The organism is Pantoea sp. App145 (assembly GCF_047947045.1).
In the GTDB taxonomy this organism is placed as follows: Bacteria; Pseudomonadota; Gammaproteobacteria; order Enterobacterales; family Enterobacteriaceae; genus Pantoea.
Genome location: NZ_CP133290.1, coordinates 3,357,355 through 3,376,148, shown reverse-complemented (window position 1 = coordinate 3,376,148; position 18,794 = coordinate 3,357,355). Strand labels below are relative to the sequence as shown.

Here is an 18,794-nt window from a genome sequence, read left to right as displayed (position 1 = left end):
TTAAAATGTTAACTGGACTTTTGCGGCACGGGTTTTGTCACCCGCAAACTGCAGCGCAGCATCAATGTCCTGCCAGCCATACTCACCGCTGAACAACGGCAATGGGTTGACAATGCCCTGAGCCAGCCACTCGACGGCAGTGTTGAATTCGTGGGTAAAACGGAAGGAACCGACCAGGTTAATCTCTTTGGCAATCAACTGCATAATCGGGAACGAAGGGATGGCACCGCCCATGCCCACCTGCACCAGCGTGCCTTTGGCGCAGACCACATCCAGGCAGCGTTGCAGCGATGACGGATGCCCGGAAGCTTCAAACGCCACGTCAAAATAGCCCTTATCAGCCAGATACGGTGTGAAGTCGCCAGTGGCGGCATGAATCACGTCAGTTGCCCCCATCTGCTGCGCCATTGCCAGCGAACGCTCGCTGATATCGCTGCACACCACCGACGCCGCACCGCGTGCTTTAGCCGCGGCGGCAATCAGGCAACCGATCGGGCCAACCCCGGAGATAAATACATGCTTGCCGGTGAGATCGCCGGCCTGATGGGTGGCGTGAATGCACACCGCCAGCGGCTCGGCAAATACCATCACACTTTCATCAGCATCCTGGGGAAAGGGGACGCACTGCGCGCTATCCACCACTTTGTACTGGGTGAAACCGCCGTCAACGTGCGGTACATACATGGCGCTGCCGAAGAAACGCATGGAGACGCATTGGTTCTCCTGCTCGCGCTGGCAATATTTGCACTCGCCGCAGGGCTTAGAAGGGTTAACCGCCACTTTCTGATCGGGCTTCAGTCGCGGGTCGTCGCTTTCAACCACATAGCCAATCACTTCATGGCCGAGAATCATCGGCATTTTGACTTCAAAGCTGCCGACTTTGCCTTCCTGATAATAATGCAGATCCGAACCGCAAATGCCGCCGCGCGTAATGCGCACCAGCGTCCCTTTGCCGTTCCACTCCACCTGCTGCTGTGCCACGCTGACTTGTTGTTTTCCGGTGATCACGCAGGATTGCGTTTCGATATTCATAACTTCCCCATTCAGTGGTGTTGCAATGGGGGCCATAAAACCGGGTTAACGGGGTTAAAACTGTGACGAAGATCACTCAAAAACATGTTACGAAAAAGCTGTTACGCATAACGTGATACACGATCGTCCTACCCGGAATTCAGTGAGAGAAATATCCAGGTTATCGCCAGACCGGTCCTGGTTACCTCTCATCCCGAATCTGTGAAGATACGCCCATCCTCAATGGGGATAGCTGGATTGAGTCTCAGTAATTAATAACTAAAGAGCTAAGTCGTTAGCCATGACCTAATGCCATTTCAGGGTGAGTAAGTTCTTTCCCGTGCCTGGGTAAAAGATATCCGATTCTTGCGCCCGTACTTACCACCCTGCTTTTTTTGATGTGACTCACAGGCTGAATACGTCCCACTTCCTTCCTGATAAATACCCATTAAAGTTAACTCATCCGACCACTTCATTAGTGAGTGATTATGACTGAGTACCCTGCGCTGTTCGCCCCACTGGATCTGGGTTTTACCCAACTTAAAAATCGTTTTCTGATGGGTTCCATGCACACCGGTCTGGAAGAACATCGCGATGGCGCTGAACGGCTGGCCGCCTTTTATGCAGAACGGGCGCGTGAAGGCGTGGCGCTGATTGTCACCGGTGGCATCGCCCCCAATCCACAGGGTGTGGTGGCACAGGGCGGCGCGATTCTTCATCAGGAAAGTCAGTGCGGCTGGCACCGTAGCATCACCGATGCGGTGCATGCTGCCGGGGGGAAAATTGCCCTGCAGATTCTGCACGCGGGACGCTACAGCTATCAACGCAATCTGGTGGCCCCTTCGCCGTTACAGGCACCGATCAATCCCTTTATGCCACAGGCGCTGAGCGAAGCGGATATCCTACAAACCATTGCCGACTTCGCCCATTGCGCCCGGCTGGCGCAGCAGGCGGGCTATGATGGCGTGGAGATTATGGGTTCGGAAGGTTATCTGATTAACCAATTTCTGGTGGCGCATACTAACCAGCGCGAGGATGACTGGGGCGGCGATATCGCGCGACGTCAGCGTTTTGCGCTGGCGGTCACGCGGGCGGTACGCGCTGCGGTGGGCAACGACTTCATCATTATCTTCCGTATTTCCATGCTGGATTTGGTGCATAACGGCAGCACGCTGGCCGAAACGCTACAACTGGCGTCAGGGCTGGAGCAGTGCGGCGTCACCTTGTTTAACAGCGGCATCGGCTGGCATGAAGCACGAATTCCCACCATCGCCACCTGCGTGCCACGCGCCGGATTTGCCTGGGTAACGAAGCACCTGCGCGACCATGTTTCCGTACCGGTGATTGCCACCAACCGCATCAATCACCCGGCGGTGGCCGACGAAATAGTGCGTGACGGCATCGCCGATATGGTGTCGATGGCGCGCCCTTTCCTCGCTGATGCCGCATTTGTCAGCAAAGCCCAGGCCGGTAATGCCGATGCCATTAACACCTGTATCGCCTGTAATCAGGCTTGTCTCGATCAGATTTTTGTCGGCAAGGTGACGTCCTGCCTGGTCAATCCCCGCGCCTGCCATGAAACGCTGATGCCCGTGACCGCTGCCGCAACACCAAAACGGCTGTCGGTGGTTGGCGCAGGCCCGGCGGGGATGGCGTTTGCGTTACAGGCGGCGCAGCGCGGCCATCAGGTCACGCTGTATGAAGCCGGGGCGCAGATCGGCGGGCAATTCAACATTGCCCGGCAAATTCCCGGCAAAGAGGAATTCAGCGAAACGCTGCGCTACTTCCGCCATCAGCTTGAGGCCGCTGGTGTGGCCCTCCATACCCAATGCCGCGTCACGGCTGAGCAACTGGATGACGCCGATGAAGTGATCGTCGCCACCGGCATTGCCCCACGCCAGCTCACGCTACCCGGCATCGATCATCCCAGCGTTTTAAGCTATCTCGACGTGCTGCGCGACAAAAAGCCGGTGGGGCAACGCGTGGCGATTATTGGCGCGGGTGGCATTGGTTTCGATACCGCAGAATTTCTGCTGCATCAGGCCACACATCAGGAAGATTTCTATCAAAGCTGGGGCATTGATCATGCGTTGCAGGCGCGGGGAGGCTTAATACCTGCTGCGCCAGTGCCTGCCGATCGCCAGATCTGGCTGTTGCAACGCAAATCCGGCAAACCCGGTGCCGGGCTGGCAAAAACCACCGGCTGGATCCATCGTGCCAGCCTGCAAGCGCACGGCGTGAAAATGTGGGGGGATGTGGAGTACCTGAAGATTGATGATGAAGGGCTGCACCTGCGCCATCTGGGTGAGGACATCACACTGGTAGTGGATAACGTGGTGATCTGCGCCGGTCAGGAACCTCTGCGCGAACTGGCCGATCAACTCAGGGCGCGCGGTAAACCGGTCCGGCTGATTGGCGGTGCGGACGTGGCGCAGGAGCTGGATGCCCGCCGCGCCATTGCACAAGCGACTGAGCTGGCGCTCAGCCTGTAATCAACGCAGTTTGACGGAACGCAACACCACAAACTTGGCGGTTGACGCCACCAGCGTGCAGTTGCCGAACAGCTTTTTCATCTTGTGATGATAATCGAGGTGGCGGTTGCCCACGATGCGCAACTCGCCGCCATATTGCAGACAACGCTTGGCATCACGCAGCATTTGCCAGGCCAGATGATCGGTTACGGCATGCTGCTGGTGGAACGGCGGATTACACAACACCGCGTGCAGACGATCGGAGGGGAATCCGCTCAGCGCGTTGTTCACGCGGAACTGGCAGCGCGCTAAATCCTGCGGGCGGTTCACTTCGACGTTAAGACGGCTCGACGCCACTGCCATGTAAGACTCATCAAAGAACAACACTTCAGCCTGTGGGTTTTGCTCCAGCGCCATCAGGCCAATAACCCCATTACCGCAGCCGAGGTCGAGAATCTCCCCCTCCACATCATGTGGCAGATGCTGCATAAAAAAGCGTGCGCCAATATCCAGCGAGCTACGGGAAAACACGTTGGCGTGGTTATGGATCTGATAGTCAGTGTCATCCAGCGGCCAGACGGTGGTCGGTGACTGCGCAGCCAGCTTTGGCGCGGTGTAATGGCTATAGACCAGACGCGCCTTTTTCCATGCCAGTGACGTTTTGCTTTCGCCAAGAATGCGCTCAAACAGTTGCAGGGTGGAGCTATGGATATCTTTGGCTTTCGCCCCGGCCAGAATCAGCGTCTCAGGCGTCACCACATCACGCAGCGCACGCAGCTGATGCTCCAGCAATGCCAGGGTTTTAGGGATTTTGATCATCACCACCGCCGGGGCGGCAGGCAGCGCCGCCAGGCTGTCGAGAAACTGCACCTGATCTTCATCCATATCATTGAGGCGCAGGTTTTGCCGTGCCGCTTGCTGACTGAGCCATGAATCGCTGACATGCCAGACCTGACGATTATGCAGTCCGCAGGTCAGCGCACCGAAGCTGTCATTAAATAACAGTACCGGACCGTCCGGCAGCGCCTGCTGCAACAGATATTCATCTGCCGCATCCCACGCCTGCAAAGGGCTTTCTTCGCGCATCGGCGGAAAGCGGTGCAGCGTCAGGGTGCGATCGGTCAGTTCAAGTTGGCTCATGGAATCTCCGGCGTGGTACACTTTGCGCGATTTTCGCCCTAAAAAGGGGGCGCAGTATACTGTCTTTCGCCGGGAATCCCAATGTCATTAATCTATCTGCAGGGCTACCCTGAACATATCCTCAGCCAGGTACAGACGCTGATTGAGCAGCAACGTCTCGGCGCTTTTTTACAACAGCGCTATCCCGATATGCACGATCTGGTGAGCGATAAAGCGCTGTACGATTACACCCAGGGACTGAAAAATCGCTATATGCGTAGCGCGCCACCGGTGAGCAAAGTGATTTGGGATAATAAAATCAAGGTGATGAAACACGCCCTTGGCCTGCACACCGCCATCTCCCGTGTGCAGGGTGGCAACCTGAAATCCAAAGCCGAAATCCGCATCTCCACCTTTTTCCGTCTCGCGCCGGAAGCTTTTCTGCGCATGATCGTGGTGCACGAACTGGCGCATCTGAAAGAGAAGGATCACAGCAAAGCCTTCTATCAACTCTGCTGTCATATGGAGCCGGATTATCATCAGCTGGAGTTCGATGCCCGGCTGTGGATGACCGAGCAGGCACTGCGTGGTAACGCCGCCTGATACCTTTGCTTTTCCCGTCGTAGCACATATGCTCAGAGGCGTCTGATTTCCCTCACTTAATGGGTTGGTGCTATGACACTCCAGCAGCTGAACTATTTTCTTGCCGCCATTGATTTTGGCACCATCTCGAAAGCGGCTGAGGCGCTACATATCTCTCAACCGTCACTGTCAGACCAGATTTTACGACTGGAAAGCGAGATGGGCACCCATCTGTTTATTCGTACCAATCGTCGTCTGATTCTGACTGAAGCCGGATCGCGGCTCGAACCACATGCTCGCGCGACCACTCAAGCGGCACAACGCGGTTATGAAGCGGTGCAATCGGTGCGCCAGCTTAAGGATGGTCTCGCCTCGTTCGGCACTTTTAGCTCCGCCTATCAATATTTTCTCGCCGACCTGATTTGTGAGTTCCGCGCACGCTATCCGGGGGTACGGATGCGGTTGATCGGCACCAATTCCTCAGAAGTGGCTCGTTCAGTGATTGATGGCGAAATTGAAGCGGGTCTGGTGATGCTGCCAGTAAACAACAAAAATCTGGTGATCAGTGAACCCGTGTGGTCAACGCAAATTGGTTATATCTCAGCCAGCGATGCACGACTGGCAGGCAGTAAAGATATGCAGGCGTTGCTAAACGCCCCTCTCATACTGAGTGAAGCGACCTGGCATAACAGCGATCCGATTCGCCGTCTGCTTAACCAACGGGCGCAGGAGATTGGCGCCCGGCTGGAGCCAATTATTGAAGTAGAACACCAGGAAACCGCACTGGAACTGGCAGCGCGGGGATTGGGAGATCTTATCGCTACCCGTCCGATCCTCCACCATCTTGGTTATGGTGACAAACTCAAGTGGGTGCCGATCGAACCTCCGGCTTTTGAAGTTTTCGCCTTTATCCACCGTGCGGATACTGCTATCTCATCCGCCACTCGCGAAATGATGCAGCTAATGCGACGTTATTTGCAGGAGGTGCAGATGGCTTACAGCCATATCGAATGCTGATGGAAAACGGTGGGTATAGGGCAAACCTATATGAACCAAAATCATAACCCTATTCATCCCGCGCAAATAGCCATTTAAAACTATGTCAATCACGTTACCCCAATGTTGCAATAACTTTGCAGGAGAGACGTATGACATCACAGGCGCGCTATTGTGTGATTGGTGCAGGAGCTGCTGGCCTGGCAGCGTTACGCACTTTGCAAGAACTGGGCATCCATGCCGATGGCTTCGAAAAAAGCAGCCAGGTCGGCGGCCACTGGCACCATGACTATGATGCCCTGCATCTGATTACCCCGAAGAAAAGTTCCGGTTTTGATGGCTTCCCAATGCCAGAGACATGGCCGGTCTACCCCAGCCGCGATCAGGTACGGCAGTACATCGACAGCTACGCCGGGCACTTTGGCCTGAGAGAGAAAATTCATTTTAACAGCACAGTTGAACGCATTGTGCCGCTGGGCACTGCGGGCGGCGAGGGCTGGCAGGTTACCGTAAATGGGCAGACACGTCACTACCAGGGCGTGCTGGTCGCCAATGGGCATCTGTGGGACTGCGCTTTTCCTGCGGAAGCGAACCACTTCAGCGGCATCTCACTGCATTCCGGCCAGTATCGCAACACCGATCAACTTCAGGGTAAGGTGCTGGTGGTGGGCTGCGGTAACTCCGGCTGCGACCTGGCGGTTGACGCCGCACAGCATCGCCTGGCGACCGATATCGTGATTCGCCGGGGTCAGGTGTTCCAGCCAAAAGCGCTGCTCGGCGTGCCACGTGCCGAGATCCCTTTCCTTAACCAACTGCCGCCAGAATTACAAAACGCCTTTACTCAGGTAATGACGATGATTTCTGTCGGAAACTGGGAAAATTATCCCGGAATGCCGCAGCCGGAAAGCTGGGATTTGGAAAAACAACCACCGGTGGTCAACACCCTGCTGATGTACTGGATCCAGCATGGCCGTATCGGCGTGCGTCCGGCTATTGAACATATCGACGGCAAAACGGTGCATTTCAGCGATGGCAGTGCCGCCGAGTACGATAGCATTCTCTGGGCTACCGGTTTTCATACTCGTTTACCGTTCCTCGATGAAACCCTGCTCGACTGGGAGGATGGTGTGCCGCTGCGCACCGCCGCCATGACCCTGCCAACCACGCTTGAGAACCTTTATTTTGTCGGTCTTTCCGCGCCGCGTGGCCCGCAGTGGCCGACCTACTGCCAGCAAACGCGTCTCATCGCCCGCATGATTCAGCTGCGCGAGCAAGGCGTGCCCAATATCGCCAGCCTGCTGGCGGCACAACAGCCGCATGAGGCACGTATCGATATTGTACGCCGCCTGTGGCAAGCCAACCTCGACGAAACCTGGCGCACGCTGGACCTGCTGGAAACCATGCATAGCAGCCTGCTGCGCAACGCTCCCCTCACCGCCTGACTGGAGAAATACCATGAACACACAACAACCTGTCGCCCTGGTCACCGGTGCTGCCTCCGGTATGGGCAAAGCCGTGATGGCGAAGTTTCAGCGCGAAGGCTGGGCGGTGGTCGCCATCGACCGCAGCGAAATGCCGACACAGCCCGGTATCACGCCGGTGGTCGCCGATATCACCTGCTACAGCGCGTTACGTGAAGCGGTAGCCGGAGCGTTACAGGGCCGTCGCGTCAGTGCGCTGATCAACGCGGCGGGGATTTTCCCGGTCTCCACGCTGGAGAGCAGCAACGATGCGCTCTATCGCCAGATTTTCGACGTCAACGTGCTGGGCAGCGTCAATACCGCCAAAGTCGCCAGCGAATTTATCAGCGCCCAGGGCGGCGCGTTGCTGATGTTCGCTTCGGTCGATGCCTTTGCCGTCTCCCCCGGCCAGTTGCTGTATAGCGCTTCAAAAGCCGCCGTGGTGTCGCTGGTGAAATCGCTGGCGATTGAGTTGGTCGGGAAAAAGATCGTGGTAAACGCCATCGCCCCCGGCTGGGTCGAGACCGAAGGCACGCTGAAAAGCGGACGGATCCTTGAAGGTGTGAAAGCCGTGCCGATGCAGCGTGCGGCCAGTGTCGGAGAGATCGCCGACTGGGTGTGGGCCTTCAGTTCACAACCGGGGTATATCACCGGCGAAACCCTGGTCATCTCCGGGGGCAGTTATATGCGTTAAGCAGTTTATTCACAGGCGTCGTACTCCACTTCCAACAGACAGGGTAAGACAATGAAACAACAAACAATAAATCCAGCACTTCAGGGAGCAGTTCGCTATGTAAAGGAGCGACCAACATCACGTCAGATGGCACGGGACGGCAATTTAACCCGTGCAGTTACCGGCGTCACGCTGGGGAATATGGTGGAATGGTTCGATTTCGCCATCTACTCCTCCATGGCGATGACAATGGCAAAAGTGTTCTTCCCCACCACCAATAGCTACAACGAATTGATCGCTATTTATGCCGCGTTTGCCGCCGGGTTTGTTATTCGTCCATTAGGGGGTTTTCTGTTTGGCCCGATTGGCGATAAATATGGCCGCCGTACCGCACTGGTTGCCAGCATCAGCCTGATGTCGGTCGCCACGCTTTGCATCGCGCTGATCCCCGGCTACCACAGTATCGGCATTGCTGCGCCGATTCTGCTGGTACTGATGCGCATGTTGCAGGGCCTCTCAACCGGCGGTGAATATGGCGGATCCTGCATTTTTATCGCTGAGCATAGCCCGGATAAACGCCGTACTTTTTTCACCAGTTGGCTGGAGTTTGGCAACATTTCCGGCTTTCTCGTGGGCGGTATTATCGTCAATGTGATCAGCAATGCGCTGGGTGACGCCACCATGGTCGTCTGGGGCTGGCGGGTGCCTTTTGTCATTGCCGGGTTGCTGGGCATTGTGGCGTTGTTTATCCGCTTACGCGTCGATGAAACCCCGGTATTCCGTGCAATGCAGGCAGGTAAAGCCAGAGCAGAAGCCCATGCCCCGGCACGCTGGACATTATTCCTCAAAGAGTGGCCGCAGTTGCTGCGCTGCGCCGGTTTAGTCGCCACCTTCAATATCAATTACTACATCGTGCTGGGTTATATCCCCAGCTACCTGGTGAGTTTTATGGGGAAATCCGCTGAGTTCAGCGCCCGGTTGTCGCTGATTGCCACCCTGGCGCTACTCCTGTTTATCCCGCTGTTCGGCATGCTGGGGGACCGGGTTGGCAGAAAGCGCATGCTCATCACCGGCTGTGTACTCATCATCCTCTCTGCGGTTCCCGTTTTCTGGGCGATTCAAAGCCACGGCTTGAGCGCAATTGTCATGGGTATGGCGGTGTTGATTCTCGGCATGCTGTTTTTTGAAGGCACCATCCCCGCCACCCTAACCTCGCTATTCGGTACCACCGTACGCTACAGCTGCTTTGCCATTAGCTACAACCTGTCCGTTTCCGTGCTTGGCGGCACCGCGCCACTGGTGAATACCTGGCTGATTGAAAAAACCGGCATCACGCTGATCCCAGCGTATTACCTGATGGGTGGCGCGATCCTCGGTTTGCTGGCGCTGTGGAAAATGCAGGACCGCACCGGTCAGGCGCTGCCATCCTAATCCCTCTTTATCACCTGTGTATCTATGGAGCATAAAATGAGCCTGACCACTAAAGTAAAAATCTCTTCCGGCGGTGCCTATGAGTCCGTTTTTGGTTACTCACGTGCCGTCAAAGCTGACAATCAGCTACATATTTCGGGCACCTGCGCCACGCCGGATTTTGAAAAGGCGGATGCTTACGAGCAGACAAAATCGATCCTGGACACCATCGCCCGCGTGGTACAGCAGGCAGATATGGAGATGGAGGATGTGGTGCGCACCGTGGTATATGTGCGTGACATCAACGATGCGGAAAAGGTCGCAAAGGCGCATCTTGAGACCTTTGGCACCATCCGTCCGGCCAGCACCATTGTGCAGGTGGATTCGATGCTCAGGACCTGGCAGCGGGTAGAAATCGAAACTTACGCCATTCGTTAAACCGGCAGCAGCGCCCCATGCTGGGCGCTGCCATGGACAGGATTACAAAAACTCCTGCGCCTTCTGGATCAAACTGGTTTTCGTCAGCGCGCCAAGGAAATGGCGCTCCTGCGGATTGTTCAGCACCGGCAGACGTTCCAGCGTCACCCGGGCAAACGCCTCCCAGCCTTCACGCATGCTTTGGTTCTGATAAATACACGGGAAATTGCTATCCATCACCATACTCACGGGTGACTGCAAGGTGATTTCCTCGGACAGCACCTTGCGCGCAATATCGTGAATCGACACCACCCCGAGAAACTGGCCACTGGCGTTGATGACATAGACATAACGCTCGCGCTTGAGCGAACTCACCGCCAGCGCCTGGCCAACCGATTCATCCGGTTGCAGCGCTGCGCCGGGGATGATCAGTTGGTCAACGCGCATGTTGTCAAAATCATATTTGGCTTCAGAACGGCTGAGATGCCCACTCACCACCGGATAGGTGCTGGCGGATTGCAGACGATAAACCAGCATTGACGCCAGCACCGACGCAATCATCAGCGGGAACAACAGGCTGCTGTTAAGCGTCATTTCCAGCACCATCAGCATCGCCATCAGCGGGGCCTGGCTGACCGCCGCCAGCACCGCCGCCATACCGATGGCGGCATACAGCAGCGTATCGCCCACCGGTAAATGCAACGTGGCACCGAAGGTGGCAAGCAATGCCCCCAGCAATGCACCCATTAATAAGGAAGGGGTGAACAATCCGCCAACCGCGTTTGATCCGACCGAAAGCGTGGTCGCCAGGGTTTTCAGGATTAACAAACCCAGCAGGCCCCCCAGCAGATAATGACCCTCGATGATTTTAATGATCACTTCATAGCCGTTACCCAGAATATCGGTGGAGATCAGCGCCAGAAAGCCCACGGCCAGACCACCGGCACCGAGACGCAACGGCAGCGAACGGACGCGCCCAAATAGCGCTTTGCTGCGTGCAATCAGTTTGATCAGCAACCAACCCGCCAGCCCGGAGGCCAGCCCAATCAGCACCGTCATCAACAGGCTGGTCATATTCAGCTGGAAACTGACGTCAGACAAGGGATAGAGCGCGTTGCGGAAGCCCAGTGACCACATGGTCATCACCGCCACCGCAGAAGCGATAACCAGCGGAATCAGCCGCTGCAACGCGGAAATGCCAAAGGCAATTTCTGCGACAAAGATCGCCGAAGCCAGCGGCGCGTGATACACCGACGACAACCCGGCGGCGGCTGCCATCGCCACAATATCGCTATTACGCAGACCGAGTGATTTCGGCAACCAGCGGCCAATTAAGCTGCCACACAGCGCCGAAAGCTGCACCATCGGCCCTTCTTTACCTATCGATGCGCCACTGCCGATACTGGCAATCGATGACAGGGCGCGAAACAGTGAAGTTTTGGTCGGCACCGCATCCAGCCGGGCGTTGATCACTTCAAGGTAATCTGTTTTCACCGTTTCCTGCTGCTCAATGCTGACGGCATAACGCAAAAACCACCCCGCCAGCAAGCCACCAGCGCCCACCAGCAGCGGCCAGAAAATCCACGGCCAGACATGCATCGCCACGGTGATTTCACTATCACTGTGAAATAACAGACGGTTAATCAGATCGATAACCCCGCGAAAAGCGAGCGTCACCAGTGAGGCCGCGCAACCGACCGGGATGGCAATCAGCAATGTGGTCCAGTTCAGTGCATGTTTACTTCCACTCACCCGCGCGTCCTCTTCTGTTCGGGATAAAAATCATAGCTGCATCATCATATTGGAATGCGGATCTCAGGATCAAATTTCGCCTGTGTTTGCTAATTACGTCACCGTGCCAGCATGCTACTCTGCCGTTTTATCCCTGCCGGAGAAACCGCACGTGATTCGCTTCGCTATTGTGGGAACCAACTGGATTACCCGCCAGTTTATCGACGCCGCACATGAAAGCGGCAAAATGAAACTGAGCGCCGTTTATTCACGCCAGCAGCAGCAGGCTGAAGCCTTCGCCAACGATTATCCCTGCAAGCACATCTTCACCTCGCTTGAGGCGATGGCCGCCAGCGACGCCATCGACGCGGTCTATATCGCCAGCCCGAACGCGCTGCACTGTGAACAGGCACTGCTGTTTATGTCACACGGCAAGCATGTGATTTGCGAAAAACCACTGGCCTCCAACCTGCGTGAAGCGGAAGCAATGATCGCCTGCGCGCGTGAAAACCAGGTGGTGCTGTTCGAAGCCTTCAAAACCGCCAGCCTGCCGACCTTTTTGCAGCTGCAAAAATCCCTGCCGCAGATTGGCAAAATGCGCAAGGCGCTGCTGAATTACTGCCAGTATTCCTCCCGCTATCAGCGTTATCTGGCAGGGGGAAACCCCAATACCTTTAACCCGCAATGGTCCAACGGTTCCATTATGGATATCGGATATTACTGCCTTGCGGCTGCGGTCACCTTATGGGGCGAACCCCAGCAGGTGACCGCTCAGGCTTCACTGCTGGAAAGTGGCGTGGATGCACATGGCGTGGCGGTGCTGGGCTATGGCGATTTCGATGTAACGATTCTGCATTCTAAGGTGAGTGATTCACTGATACCGAGCGAAATTCAGGGCGAGGCTGGCTCACTGGTGATTGAGAAAATCTCCGAGTGCCAGCAGTTGCGCTTTATCCCACGCGGCGGTGAGAGCCAGAATCTGACGCAGATGCAGCACATCAACACTATGCTGTATGAAGCCGAAACCTTTTCCCGGTTGGTGAATGGGGGTCAGGTGGAGCATCCCGGTCTGCAAACGTCGCGTATCACCGCTGCATTGCTGACAGAAATTCGTCGCCAGACGGGTGTCATTTTCCCGGCAGATAATCCGTAGCGGCACGTTTTATCCGTCCGAACGGAATCTCCGCCCAGGTAAATATTTCAAAATATTTCCTACACCCCATTGCTTCCCGGCGCTGTGGCAAGTATGTTAGCCAACGCAAAGGGGAGTAACTTATAAGCTGATTGATCGTCATTACGATGCATTAAGCATCCGGTCATCAGGCAACCCGGAATCCATTCTGAGTTGTAAGTGAGACCTTGCCGGAAGGCGAGGTTTGCTTATAACAAAAAAGCGGCTGACGTCTTCTGACTTCGGCCTTTTTTATTTTCAGGACAGGATACGTTTATGCAAACTGTAGGCACGCCATTGCTGTGGGGCAGTTTTGCCGTTGTAGTGTTGATCATGCTGGCGATTGATCTCTTGCTCCAGGGACGTCGCGGTGCACAAACCATGTCATTCAAACAGGCGGCAATCTGGTCGCTGATTTGGGTCTCAGTCTCCTTGCTGTTCAGCGCCGCGTTCTGGTGGTATCTCGACGGCAGTGCCGGGCGCGAAGTGGCAACGGCGCAGACCCTTGCCTTCCTTACCGGCTACATCCTGGAAAAAGCATTGGCGGTGGATAACGTCTTCGTCTGGCTGATGCTGTTTAGCTACTTTGCCATTCCGGCCCAGCTACAACGCCGTGTACTGATCTACGGTGTATTGGGCGCGATCGTGCTACGAACCATCATGATTTTCGGTGGCAGCTGGCTGGTCACACAATTCAGCTGGATTCTGTATATCTTCGGTGCCTTCCTGCTGTTTACCGGCCTGAAGATGGCGCTGGCGAAAGAGGACGATGACAACGCGGTGGGCGATAAGCCGCTGGTGCGCTGGCTGCGTAAACACCTGCGCATGACCGAGAGCCTGGAAGGCGAGAAATTCTTCACCCGCAAAAACGGCGTGCTGTTCGCCACCCCGCTGCTGCTGGTGTTGATCATGGTGGAACTGAGCGACGTCATCTTCGCCGTTGACAGTATCCCGGCTATCTTTGCCGTCACCACTGATCCCTTTATCGTTCTGACCTCAAACCTGTTCGCTATCCTCGGCCTGCGTGCCATGTACTTCCTGCTAGCCAACGTGGCGGAACGCTTCTCGATGCTGAAATACGGCCTGGCCATTGTGCTGGTGTTTATCGGTATCAAGATGCTGATTGTTGAGTTCTACCATATCCCGGTAGCCATCTCGCTGACGGTGGTTGGGGTGATTCTGGGGGGGACACTGCTGATTAATGCCTGGGTTAACCGCAGAAACGACCAGAAGAAGATCTCATCATAATCTGCTACAGGGGCGTTAATCGCCCCTGCTTTATTTTGCTACACAAGACTCCATCCTGCCAATATTCTGCAACCATCGATATCATCAGCAGATCAAAAACCCACACTCACCACAAACCACAGAATTATCTCTTTCTTCACCGAATGTTTTCCTTATACTCCGCCAGCTACACTATCGCCGTGCGGTGATTCCGCGCAGCAAACTTATTACCGACATATAAAAAGATCGTGATATGCAAACAAACATCATTGGACGACTCGGCGCGCTGTTCGCAGGCAGCCTGGTAAAACAAATTATGCTGGGACTGATTGCCGGTGTGGCACTGGCCTGGTTTTCGCGCGATGCGGCGCTGGCCGTTGGCCTGCTGGGTGAGCTGTTCGTTCGCGCCCTGAAAGCAGTGGCTCCGCTGCTGGTACTGGTACTGGTGATCTCGTCGATTGCCAATCACCAGCAAGGGCAAAAAACCAATATCCGCCCGATTATCATGCTGTATCTGCTGAGCACGTTTTTCGCGGCCATCGTTGCAGTGGTGTTCAGCCACCTGTTCCCACAGATGCTGTCGATGAACGTCGGCAAGACCGAAATCACCCCACCCTCTGGTATTGCCGAGGTGTTACATGGCCTGCTGATGAGCATGGTGTCGAACCCGATTGATGCTCTGATGAACGCCAATTACATCGGCATTCTGGTGTGGGCACTGGGCCTGGGTCTGGCGTTTCGTCATGCCAGCCCGAGCAGCAAAGCCTTTCTCAACGATGCCTCGAATGCCGCCACCTGGGTGGTACGCTGTGTGATCCGTTGCGCCCCGCTGGGGATTTTTGGCCTGGTGGCGTCGATTCTGGCTTCAACCGGTTTTGATCCGTTGTGGGAATATGCCAGCCTGCTGTCATTGTTGATCGGCTGTATGCTGCTGATGGCGCTGGTGGTTAACCCGCTGCTGGTGTTTAACAAAATCCGCCGTAATCCCTACCCGCTGGTCTTCACCTGCATGCGTGAAAGTGGCGTCACCGCCTTCTTCACCCGCAGTTCGGCAGCCAATATTCCGGTGAATATGGCGCTGGCAAAACGTCTGGGTCTCGATGAAGACACCTATTCCGTCTCGATTCCGCTGGGTGCCACGATCAGTATGGCGGGGGCGTCAATCACCATCACCGTGCTGACGCTGGCTGCTGTGCATACGCTGGGGATTTCTGTCGATGTGCCCACCGCGATTTTGCTTAGCCTGGTGGCCTCGCTGTGCGCCTGTGGAGCTTCTGGTGTCGCCGGTGGTTCGTTGCTGCTGATTCCGGTCGCCTGCAATATGTTTGGTATTCCCAATGACCTGGCAATGCAGGTAGTAGCGGTCGGTTTCATTATCGGTGTGCTGCAGGATTCTGCCGAAACCGCACTGAACTCCTCAACGGATATTCTGTTTACCGCAGCGGTGTGTCAGGCCGAAGCGGAGCGTTCAGCCAGCACGACAGCATAATTGACACATCCCGTAGCGGCGCGATTTATCGCGCGGGTTTTTAGCCTGCTAACTACGCGCGATAAATCGCGCCGCTACGGTTGATTACTGGCTTACAACGTGACGCCGCTTTTAAAAATCGCTAACTCACGGAAATCATTGGCTTCATTACGGCTGGGTTTACCGTTGGCAATGGCGACAATCATGTCGACAAAATCCGCCAGCATCGCCTCCATGCTCATGCCTTCAATCAGCCGTCCGGCATTAAAATCAATCCAGTGGGGCTTCTTCTCCGCCAGTTGCGTATTGGTGGCAATTTTCACCGTCGGGACAAAGCCACCATAAGGCGTACCCCGCCCCGTCGTGAACAGCACCATATGGCAGCCTGCTCCCGCCAGTGCGCTGGTGGCGACCGCATCATTGCCCGGGGCGCTCAACAGATTCAGACCCGGCGTTTTCAGCCGCTCGCCATATTTCAGCACATCCACCACCTGGCTCTGCCCGGCTTTCTGCGTACAGCCCAGCGATTTCTCCTCTAACGTGGTAATGCCCCCGGCTTTATTGCCCGGTGAGGGGTTCTCGTAAATCGGCTGTTGGTGATCGATAAAGTAACGTTTGAAGTCGTTAATCATCGCCACGGTTTTATCAAAGGTGGACTCATCCCGGCAGCGGCTCATCAGAATGCGCTCTGCACCAAACATCTCCGGTACTTCGGTCAGCACTGTGGTGCCACCATTGGCAATCATCTGATCGGAGAAACGCCCCAGCATCGGGTTGGCGGTGATGCCAGAAAAGCCATCGGACCCACCACACTCAAGCCCAAATTTTAATTCGCTCAGCTTGCCCGGCTGACGCTGGTCGTGACGCATCACGTTATATAACGCATGCAGCCGCTCCAGCCCCGCTTCGACTTCATCATCCTGCTGCTGACACACCATAAACTGCACACGATCGCTGTCGAAGCCGCCCAGCGTGTCGCGGAACACATCAACCTGATTGTTCTCGCAACCGAGGCCAATCACCAGCACCGCCCCTGCGTTGGGGTGTCGTACCATGTTCTGCAACATGGTACGGGTGTTTGCATGATCCTGGCCCAGCTGCGAACAGCCAAACGGATGGCTGAACAGATGCACGCCGTCGATCCCTGCCGCATCATCCGTCTCTTTCAGGAAACGTTGCAGGATCTGCCGGGCAATACCGTTAACGCAGCCAACAGTCGGCAGGATCCACAGTTCATTGCGGATCCCCACTTCACCATTGGCGCGCCGATATACTTGTACCTCGCGATCCCCGGCCTGCGGCGGTAACGCAATAAAATCAGGCTGGTAATCATATTCATCCAGATCGCTCAGATTGGTACGGGCGTTCTGTGAATGGATAATTTCGCCTGCGGCGATCGGCACTGTGGCATGGGCGATGGGTAATCCGTATTTGATCACCAGCGCATCGATTGCCAGCGGTTGCAGGGCAAATTTATGCCCGCGTCCTACCGCCTGCTGCAACTCAACACGCACGTTATTGATTTCAACCTGGGTATGAGCTTCCAAATCGCGCAACGCCACGGCGACGTTATCACGTGAATGTATTCTTATCGCATCTTGCATAGCGTTATCTCAGTTGTATCAGCGCCGTCCGCATCCCGTGAACGATGATGTTTTGCAGGTGATGGCTTACCGCAGCCACCAATCCTGGCTGCCGGGTTAAATCTTCGCCCCAGTGGCTGGCGTCGCTCAGTACCGCACGCACCAGTTGCTCCGGGGTTTGCTGATCCGCTTCCAACGCAGGCCACAGCTCAGCAAAACGTTGCAGCCAGTGGGCATCGTCCTGCAGCGGCCAGCTTTTATCGCCCTGTTTGCCACGATAAAACGCCAGCAATGCCGCAAAGGCAAAGGTCAGACGTGGAGGCCAGCTGCCCTGATTTTGCTGCGCCAGCAACAGCTGTGGCAGAATCCGGGTGCGGAATTTGGTCATGCCGTTCAGCGCAATCGACAGCAGCGCATGGCGAATAAAGGGATTGCGGAAACGACGCTGTACCGCGTCGGCAAAGGCATGCAGCTCCGCAGGCGGCAGGTCGAGCGTCGGGATCACTTCCTTACGCAGCAATTCATCAACGAAGCTGGCGATCTGTGCATCATTCATCGCCTCGCCCACGCTCTCCAGACCCGCCTGAAACGCCACCGGCACCATCGCCGTATGCGCGCCATTGAGGATCGCCACTTTCTGCGCTTTATAAGGCGTGATGTCGTCAACCAGTCGTACTTCCGGTGCCAGCGCCGCCAGCTTCAGCTCCCGCGCCAGCGCATCCGGCCCCTGAATCACGAACTGGTAATACACCTCGCCCGCCACCAGGAAACGATCTTCGTAGCCCAGTTGGGCAGCAATTTGATCTGAGTCGGCCGGAAAACCGGTGACGATGCGGTCCACCAGGGTGTTATAAAACGCGCAATGCTGCTGGACCCAACGGGTAAACGCCTCGGGCAGTTGCCAGTGTTCGGCATAGCGCAGCACCAGCTCGCGCAGCGTATCGCCGTTGTAATCAATCAACTCACAGGGAACGATCAACCAGCCTTTATCGGCGGCTCCGGAAAAATGCAGGTAACGCGCCCACAGCAGCTGGGTCAGTTTGCCGGGAAAAGAGGAGGCTGGCGCATCGTCCAGTTGGTCCTGCTCAGCAAACGCGATACCGGCTTCGGTGGTATTCGAAAAGACAAAACGCATCTGCGGATTGCGTGCCAGTGCGAGGAAATCGTCAAACTGCTGATAAGGCTGAATTTCACGGTTCAGGCTGCGAATCAGGCGGGTTTCGCTGACCTGTTCACCCGCCGCATTCAGCCCGCGAATCAGCGTGGTATACAATCCATCCTGCTGATTCAGTGAATCCTGCACTTCCCTGTTGCGCGGCCGCACCACCACCACACCCGCATCGGTGCCCTGATGTTCATTCAGCCAGTCAAGCTGCCAGTCGATAAAGGCGCGCAGGAAATTACCTTCCCCGAACTGAATGACGCGATCGGTATAGTGAGCGCCGGGAAAATCGTGACGGTTAAGCCGCTGCATC

At 55.8% G+C, this 18,794-nt stretch carries 15 protein-coding genes; 10 read left to right on the top strand and 5 right to left on the bottom strand.

Going from position 1 to position 18,794, the window contains the following annotated elements; all coding sequences use genetic code 11:
• Entirely contained in the window at positions 1–1,032 is a 1,032-nt protein-coding gene (gene idnD / locus RCF31_RS15565; RefSeq protein ID WP_299458936.1) for an L-idonate 5-dehydrogenase, read from the bottom strand.
• Positions 1,033–1,499: 467 nt separating this feature from the next.
• Between idnD and RCF31_RS15560 the strand changes: the two genes are divergently transcribed.
• Entirely contained in the window at positions 1,500–3,503 is a 2,004-nt protein-coding gene (locus RCF31_RS15560) for an FAD-dependent oxidoreductase (protein ID WP_416411551.1), read from the top strand.
• Here RCF31_RS15560 and rlmG read toward each other — a convergent pair whose 3' ends face one another.
• The gene (rlmG, locus tag RCF31_RS15555) at positions 3,504–4,622 is read right to left on the bottom strand and encodes a 23S rRNA (guanine(1835)-N(2))-methyltransferase RlmG (RefSeq protein WP_299458932.1); all 1,119 of its coding nucleotides are present in this window, start codon (positions 4,620–4,622) and stop codon (positions 3,504–3,506) included.
• Between the two features lie 81 nt (positions 4,623–4,703).
• Between rlmG and RCF31_RS15550 the strand changes: the two genes are divergently transcribed.
• From RCF31_RS15550 to RCF31_RS15525, 6 genes are all read left to right on the top strand, one after another.
• Positions 4,704–5,204 carry a M48 family metallopeptidase gene (locus RCF31_RS15550; RefSeq protein ID WP_299458930.1) on the top strand — a complete coding sequence of 167 codons (501 nt, stop codon included), beginning with the start codon at positions 4,704–4,706 and terminating at the stop codon, positions 5,202–5,204.
• Between the two features lie 72 nt (positions 5,205–5,276).
• Positions 5,277–6,200 (top strand): LysR family transcriptional regulator, encoded by a 924-nt coding sequence (locus RCF31_RS15545; protein ID WP_416411550.1) that lies wholly within the window; start codon positions 5,277–5,279, stop codon positions 6,198–6,200.
• A 131-nt stretch (positions 6,201–6,331) separates the two neighbouring features.
• Positions 6,332–7,621, top strand: a complete 1,290-nt coding sequence (locus RCF31_RS15540; RefSeq protein WP_416411549.1) for a flavin-containing monooxygenase — start codon at positions 6,332–6,334, stop codon at positions 7,619–7,621.
• Between the two features lie 13 nt (positions 7,622–7,634).
• Positions 7,635–8,333 (top strand): SDR family NAD(P)-dependent oxidoreductase, encoded by a 699-nt coding sequence (locus tag RCF31_RS15535; RefSeq protein ID WP_299458924.1) that lies wholly within the window; start codon positions 7,635–7,637, stop codon positions 8,331–8,333.
• Positions 8,334–8,384: 51 nt separating this feature from the next.
• Entirely contained in the window at positions 8,385–9,743 is a 1,359-nt protein-coding gene (locus tag RCF31_RS15530) for an MFS transporter (protein WP_416411548.1), read from the top strand.
• Between the two features lie 36 nt (positions 9,744–9,779).
• Complete coding sequence (locus RCF31_RS15525) at positions 9,780–10,160, top strand: Rid family hydrolase (RefSeq protein WP_313683215.1); 381 nt, start codon at positions 9,780–9,782, stop codon at positions 10,158–10,160.
• A 42-nt stretch (positions 10,161–10,202) separates the two neighbouring features.
• Here the strand turns inward: RCF31_RS15525 and RCF31_RS15520 are convergent, their stop codons facing one another.
• On the bottom strand, positions 10,203–11,891 hold the full coding sequence (locus RCF31_RS15520) for a chloride channel protein (protein WP_416411547.1): 1,689 nt from the start codon (positions 11,889–11,891) through the stop codon (positions 10,203–10,205).
• 151 nt (positions 11,892–12,042) lie between these two features.
• On the opposite strand from RCF31_RS15520, the gene RCF31_RS15515 reads away from it, so the two are divergent.
• The 3 genes from RCF31_RS15515 (at position 12,043) to sstT (ending at position 15,757) form a co-directional block, all read left to right on the top strand.
• Positions 12,043–13,023: a Gfo/Idh/MocA family protein gene (locus RCF31_RS15515; RefSeq protein ID WP_299460452.1), complete on the top strand. Its 981-nt coding sequence runs from the start codon at positions 12,043–12,045 to the stop codon at positions 13,021–13,023.
• Positions 13,024–13,317: 294 nt separating this feature from the next.
• A complete protein-coding gene (locus RCF31_RS15510) occupies positions 13,318–14,289 on the top strand; it encodes a TerC family protein (RefSeq protein WP_299458916.1) in 972 nt (323 codons plus the stop codon).
• A 232-nt stretch (positions 14,290–14,521) separates the two neighbouring features.
• Complete coding sequence (gene sstT, locus RCF31_RS15505) at positions 14,522–15,757, top strand: serine/threonine transporter SstT (RefSeq protein WP_416411546.1); 1,236 nt, start codon at positions 14,522–14,524, stop codon at positions 15,755–15,757.
• A gap of 92 nt (positions 15,758–15,849) precedes the next feature.
• Here the strand turns inward: sstT and RCF31_RS15500 are convergent, their stop codons facing one another.
• Positions 15,850–17,340, bottom strand: a complete 1,491-nt coding sequence (locus RCF31_RS15500; protein ID WP_416411545.1) for a UxaA family hydrolase — start codon at positions 17,338–17,340, stop codon at positions 15,850–15,852.
• A gap of 4 nt (positions 17,341–17,344) precedes the next feature.
• Positions 17,345–18,793 carry a tagaturonate reductase gene (locus tag RCF31_RS15495; RefSeq protein WP_416413269.1) on the bottom strand — a complete coding sequence of 483 codons (1,449 nt, stop codon included), beginning with the start codon at positions 18,791–18,793 and terminating at the stop codon, positions 17,345–17,347.
• Position 18,794: the final 1 nt, after the last annotated feature.

Excerpts from the sequence above, each read along its gene's own strand:
- idnD (WP_299458936.1), bottom strand. The coding sequence starts at position 1,032 with ATGAATATCGAAACGCAATCCTGCGTGATCACCGGAAAACAACAAGTC.
- RCF31_RS15560 (WP_416411551.1), top strand. The coding sequence starts at position 1,500 with ATGACTGAGTACCCTGCGCTGTTCGCCCCACTGGATCTGGGTTTTACC.
- rlmG (WP_299458932.1), bottom strand. The coding sequence starts at position 4,622 with ATGAGCCAACTTGAACTGACCGATCGCACCCTGACGCTGCACCGCTTT.
- RCF31_RS15550 (WP_299458930.1), top strand. The coding sequence starts at position 4,704 with ATGTCATTAATCTATCTGCAGGGCTACCCTGAACATATCCTCAGCCAG.
- RCF31_RS15545 (WP_416411550.1), top strand. The coding sequence starts at position 5,277 with ATGACACTCCAGCAGCTGAACTATTTTCTTGCCGCCATTGATTTTGGC.
- RCF31_RS15540 (WP_416411549.1), top strand. The coding sequence starts at position 6,332 with ATGACATCACAGGCGCGCTATTGTGTGATTGGTGCAGGAGCTGCTGGC.
- RCF31_RS15535 (WP_299458924.1), top strand. The coding sequence starts at position 7,635 with ATGAACACACAACAACCTGTCGCCCTGGTCACCGGTGCTGCCTCCGGT.
- RCF31_RS15530 (WP_416411548.1), top strand. The coding sequence starts at position 8,385 with ATGAAACAACAAACAATAAATCCAGCACTTCAGGGAGCAGTTCGCTAT.
- RCF31_RS15525 (WP_313683215.1), top strand. The coding sequence starts at position 9,780 with ATGAGCCTGACCACTAAAGTAAAAATCTCTTCCGGCGGTGCCTATGAG.
- RCF31_RS15510 (WP_299458916.1), top strand. The coding sequence starts at position 13,318 with ATGCAAACTGTAGGCACGCCATTGCTGTGGGGCAGTTTTGCCGTTGTA.
- sstT (WP_416411546.1), top strand. The coding sequence starts at position 14,522 with ATGCAAACAAACATCATTGGACGACTCGGCGCGCTGTTCGCAGGCAGC.
- RCF31_RS15500 (WP_416411545.1), bottom strand. The coding sequence starts at position 17,340 with ATGCAAGATGCGATAAGAATACATTCACGTGATAACGTCGCCGTGGCG.
- RCF31_RS15495 (WP_416413269.1), bottom strand. The coding sequence starts at position 18,793 with ATGCAGCGGCTTAACCGTCACGATTTTCCCGGCGCTCACTATACCGAT.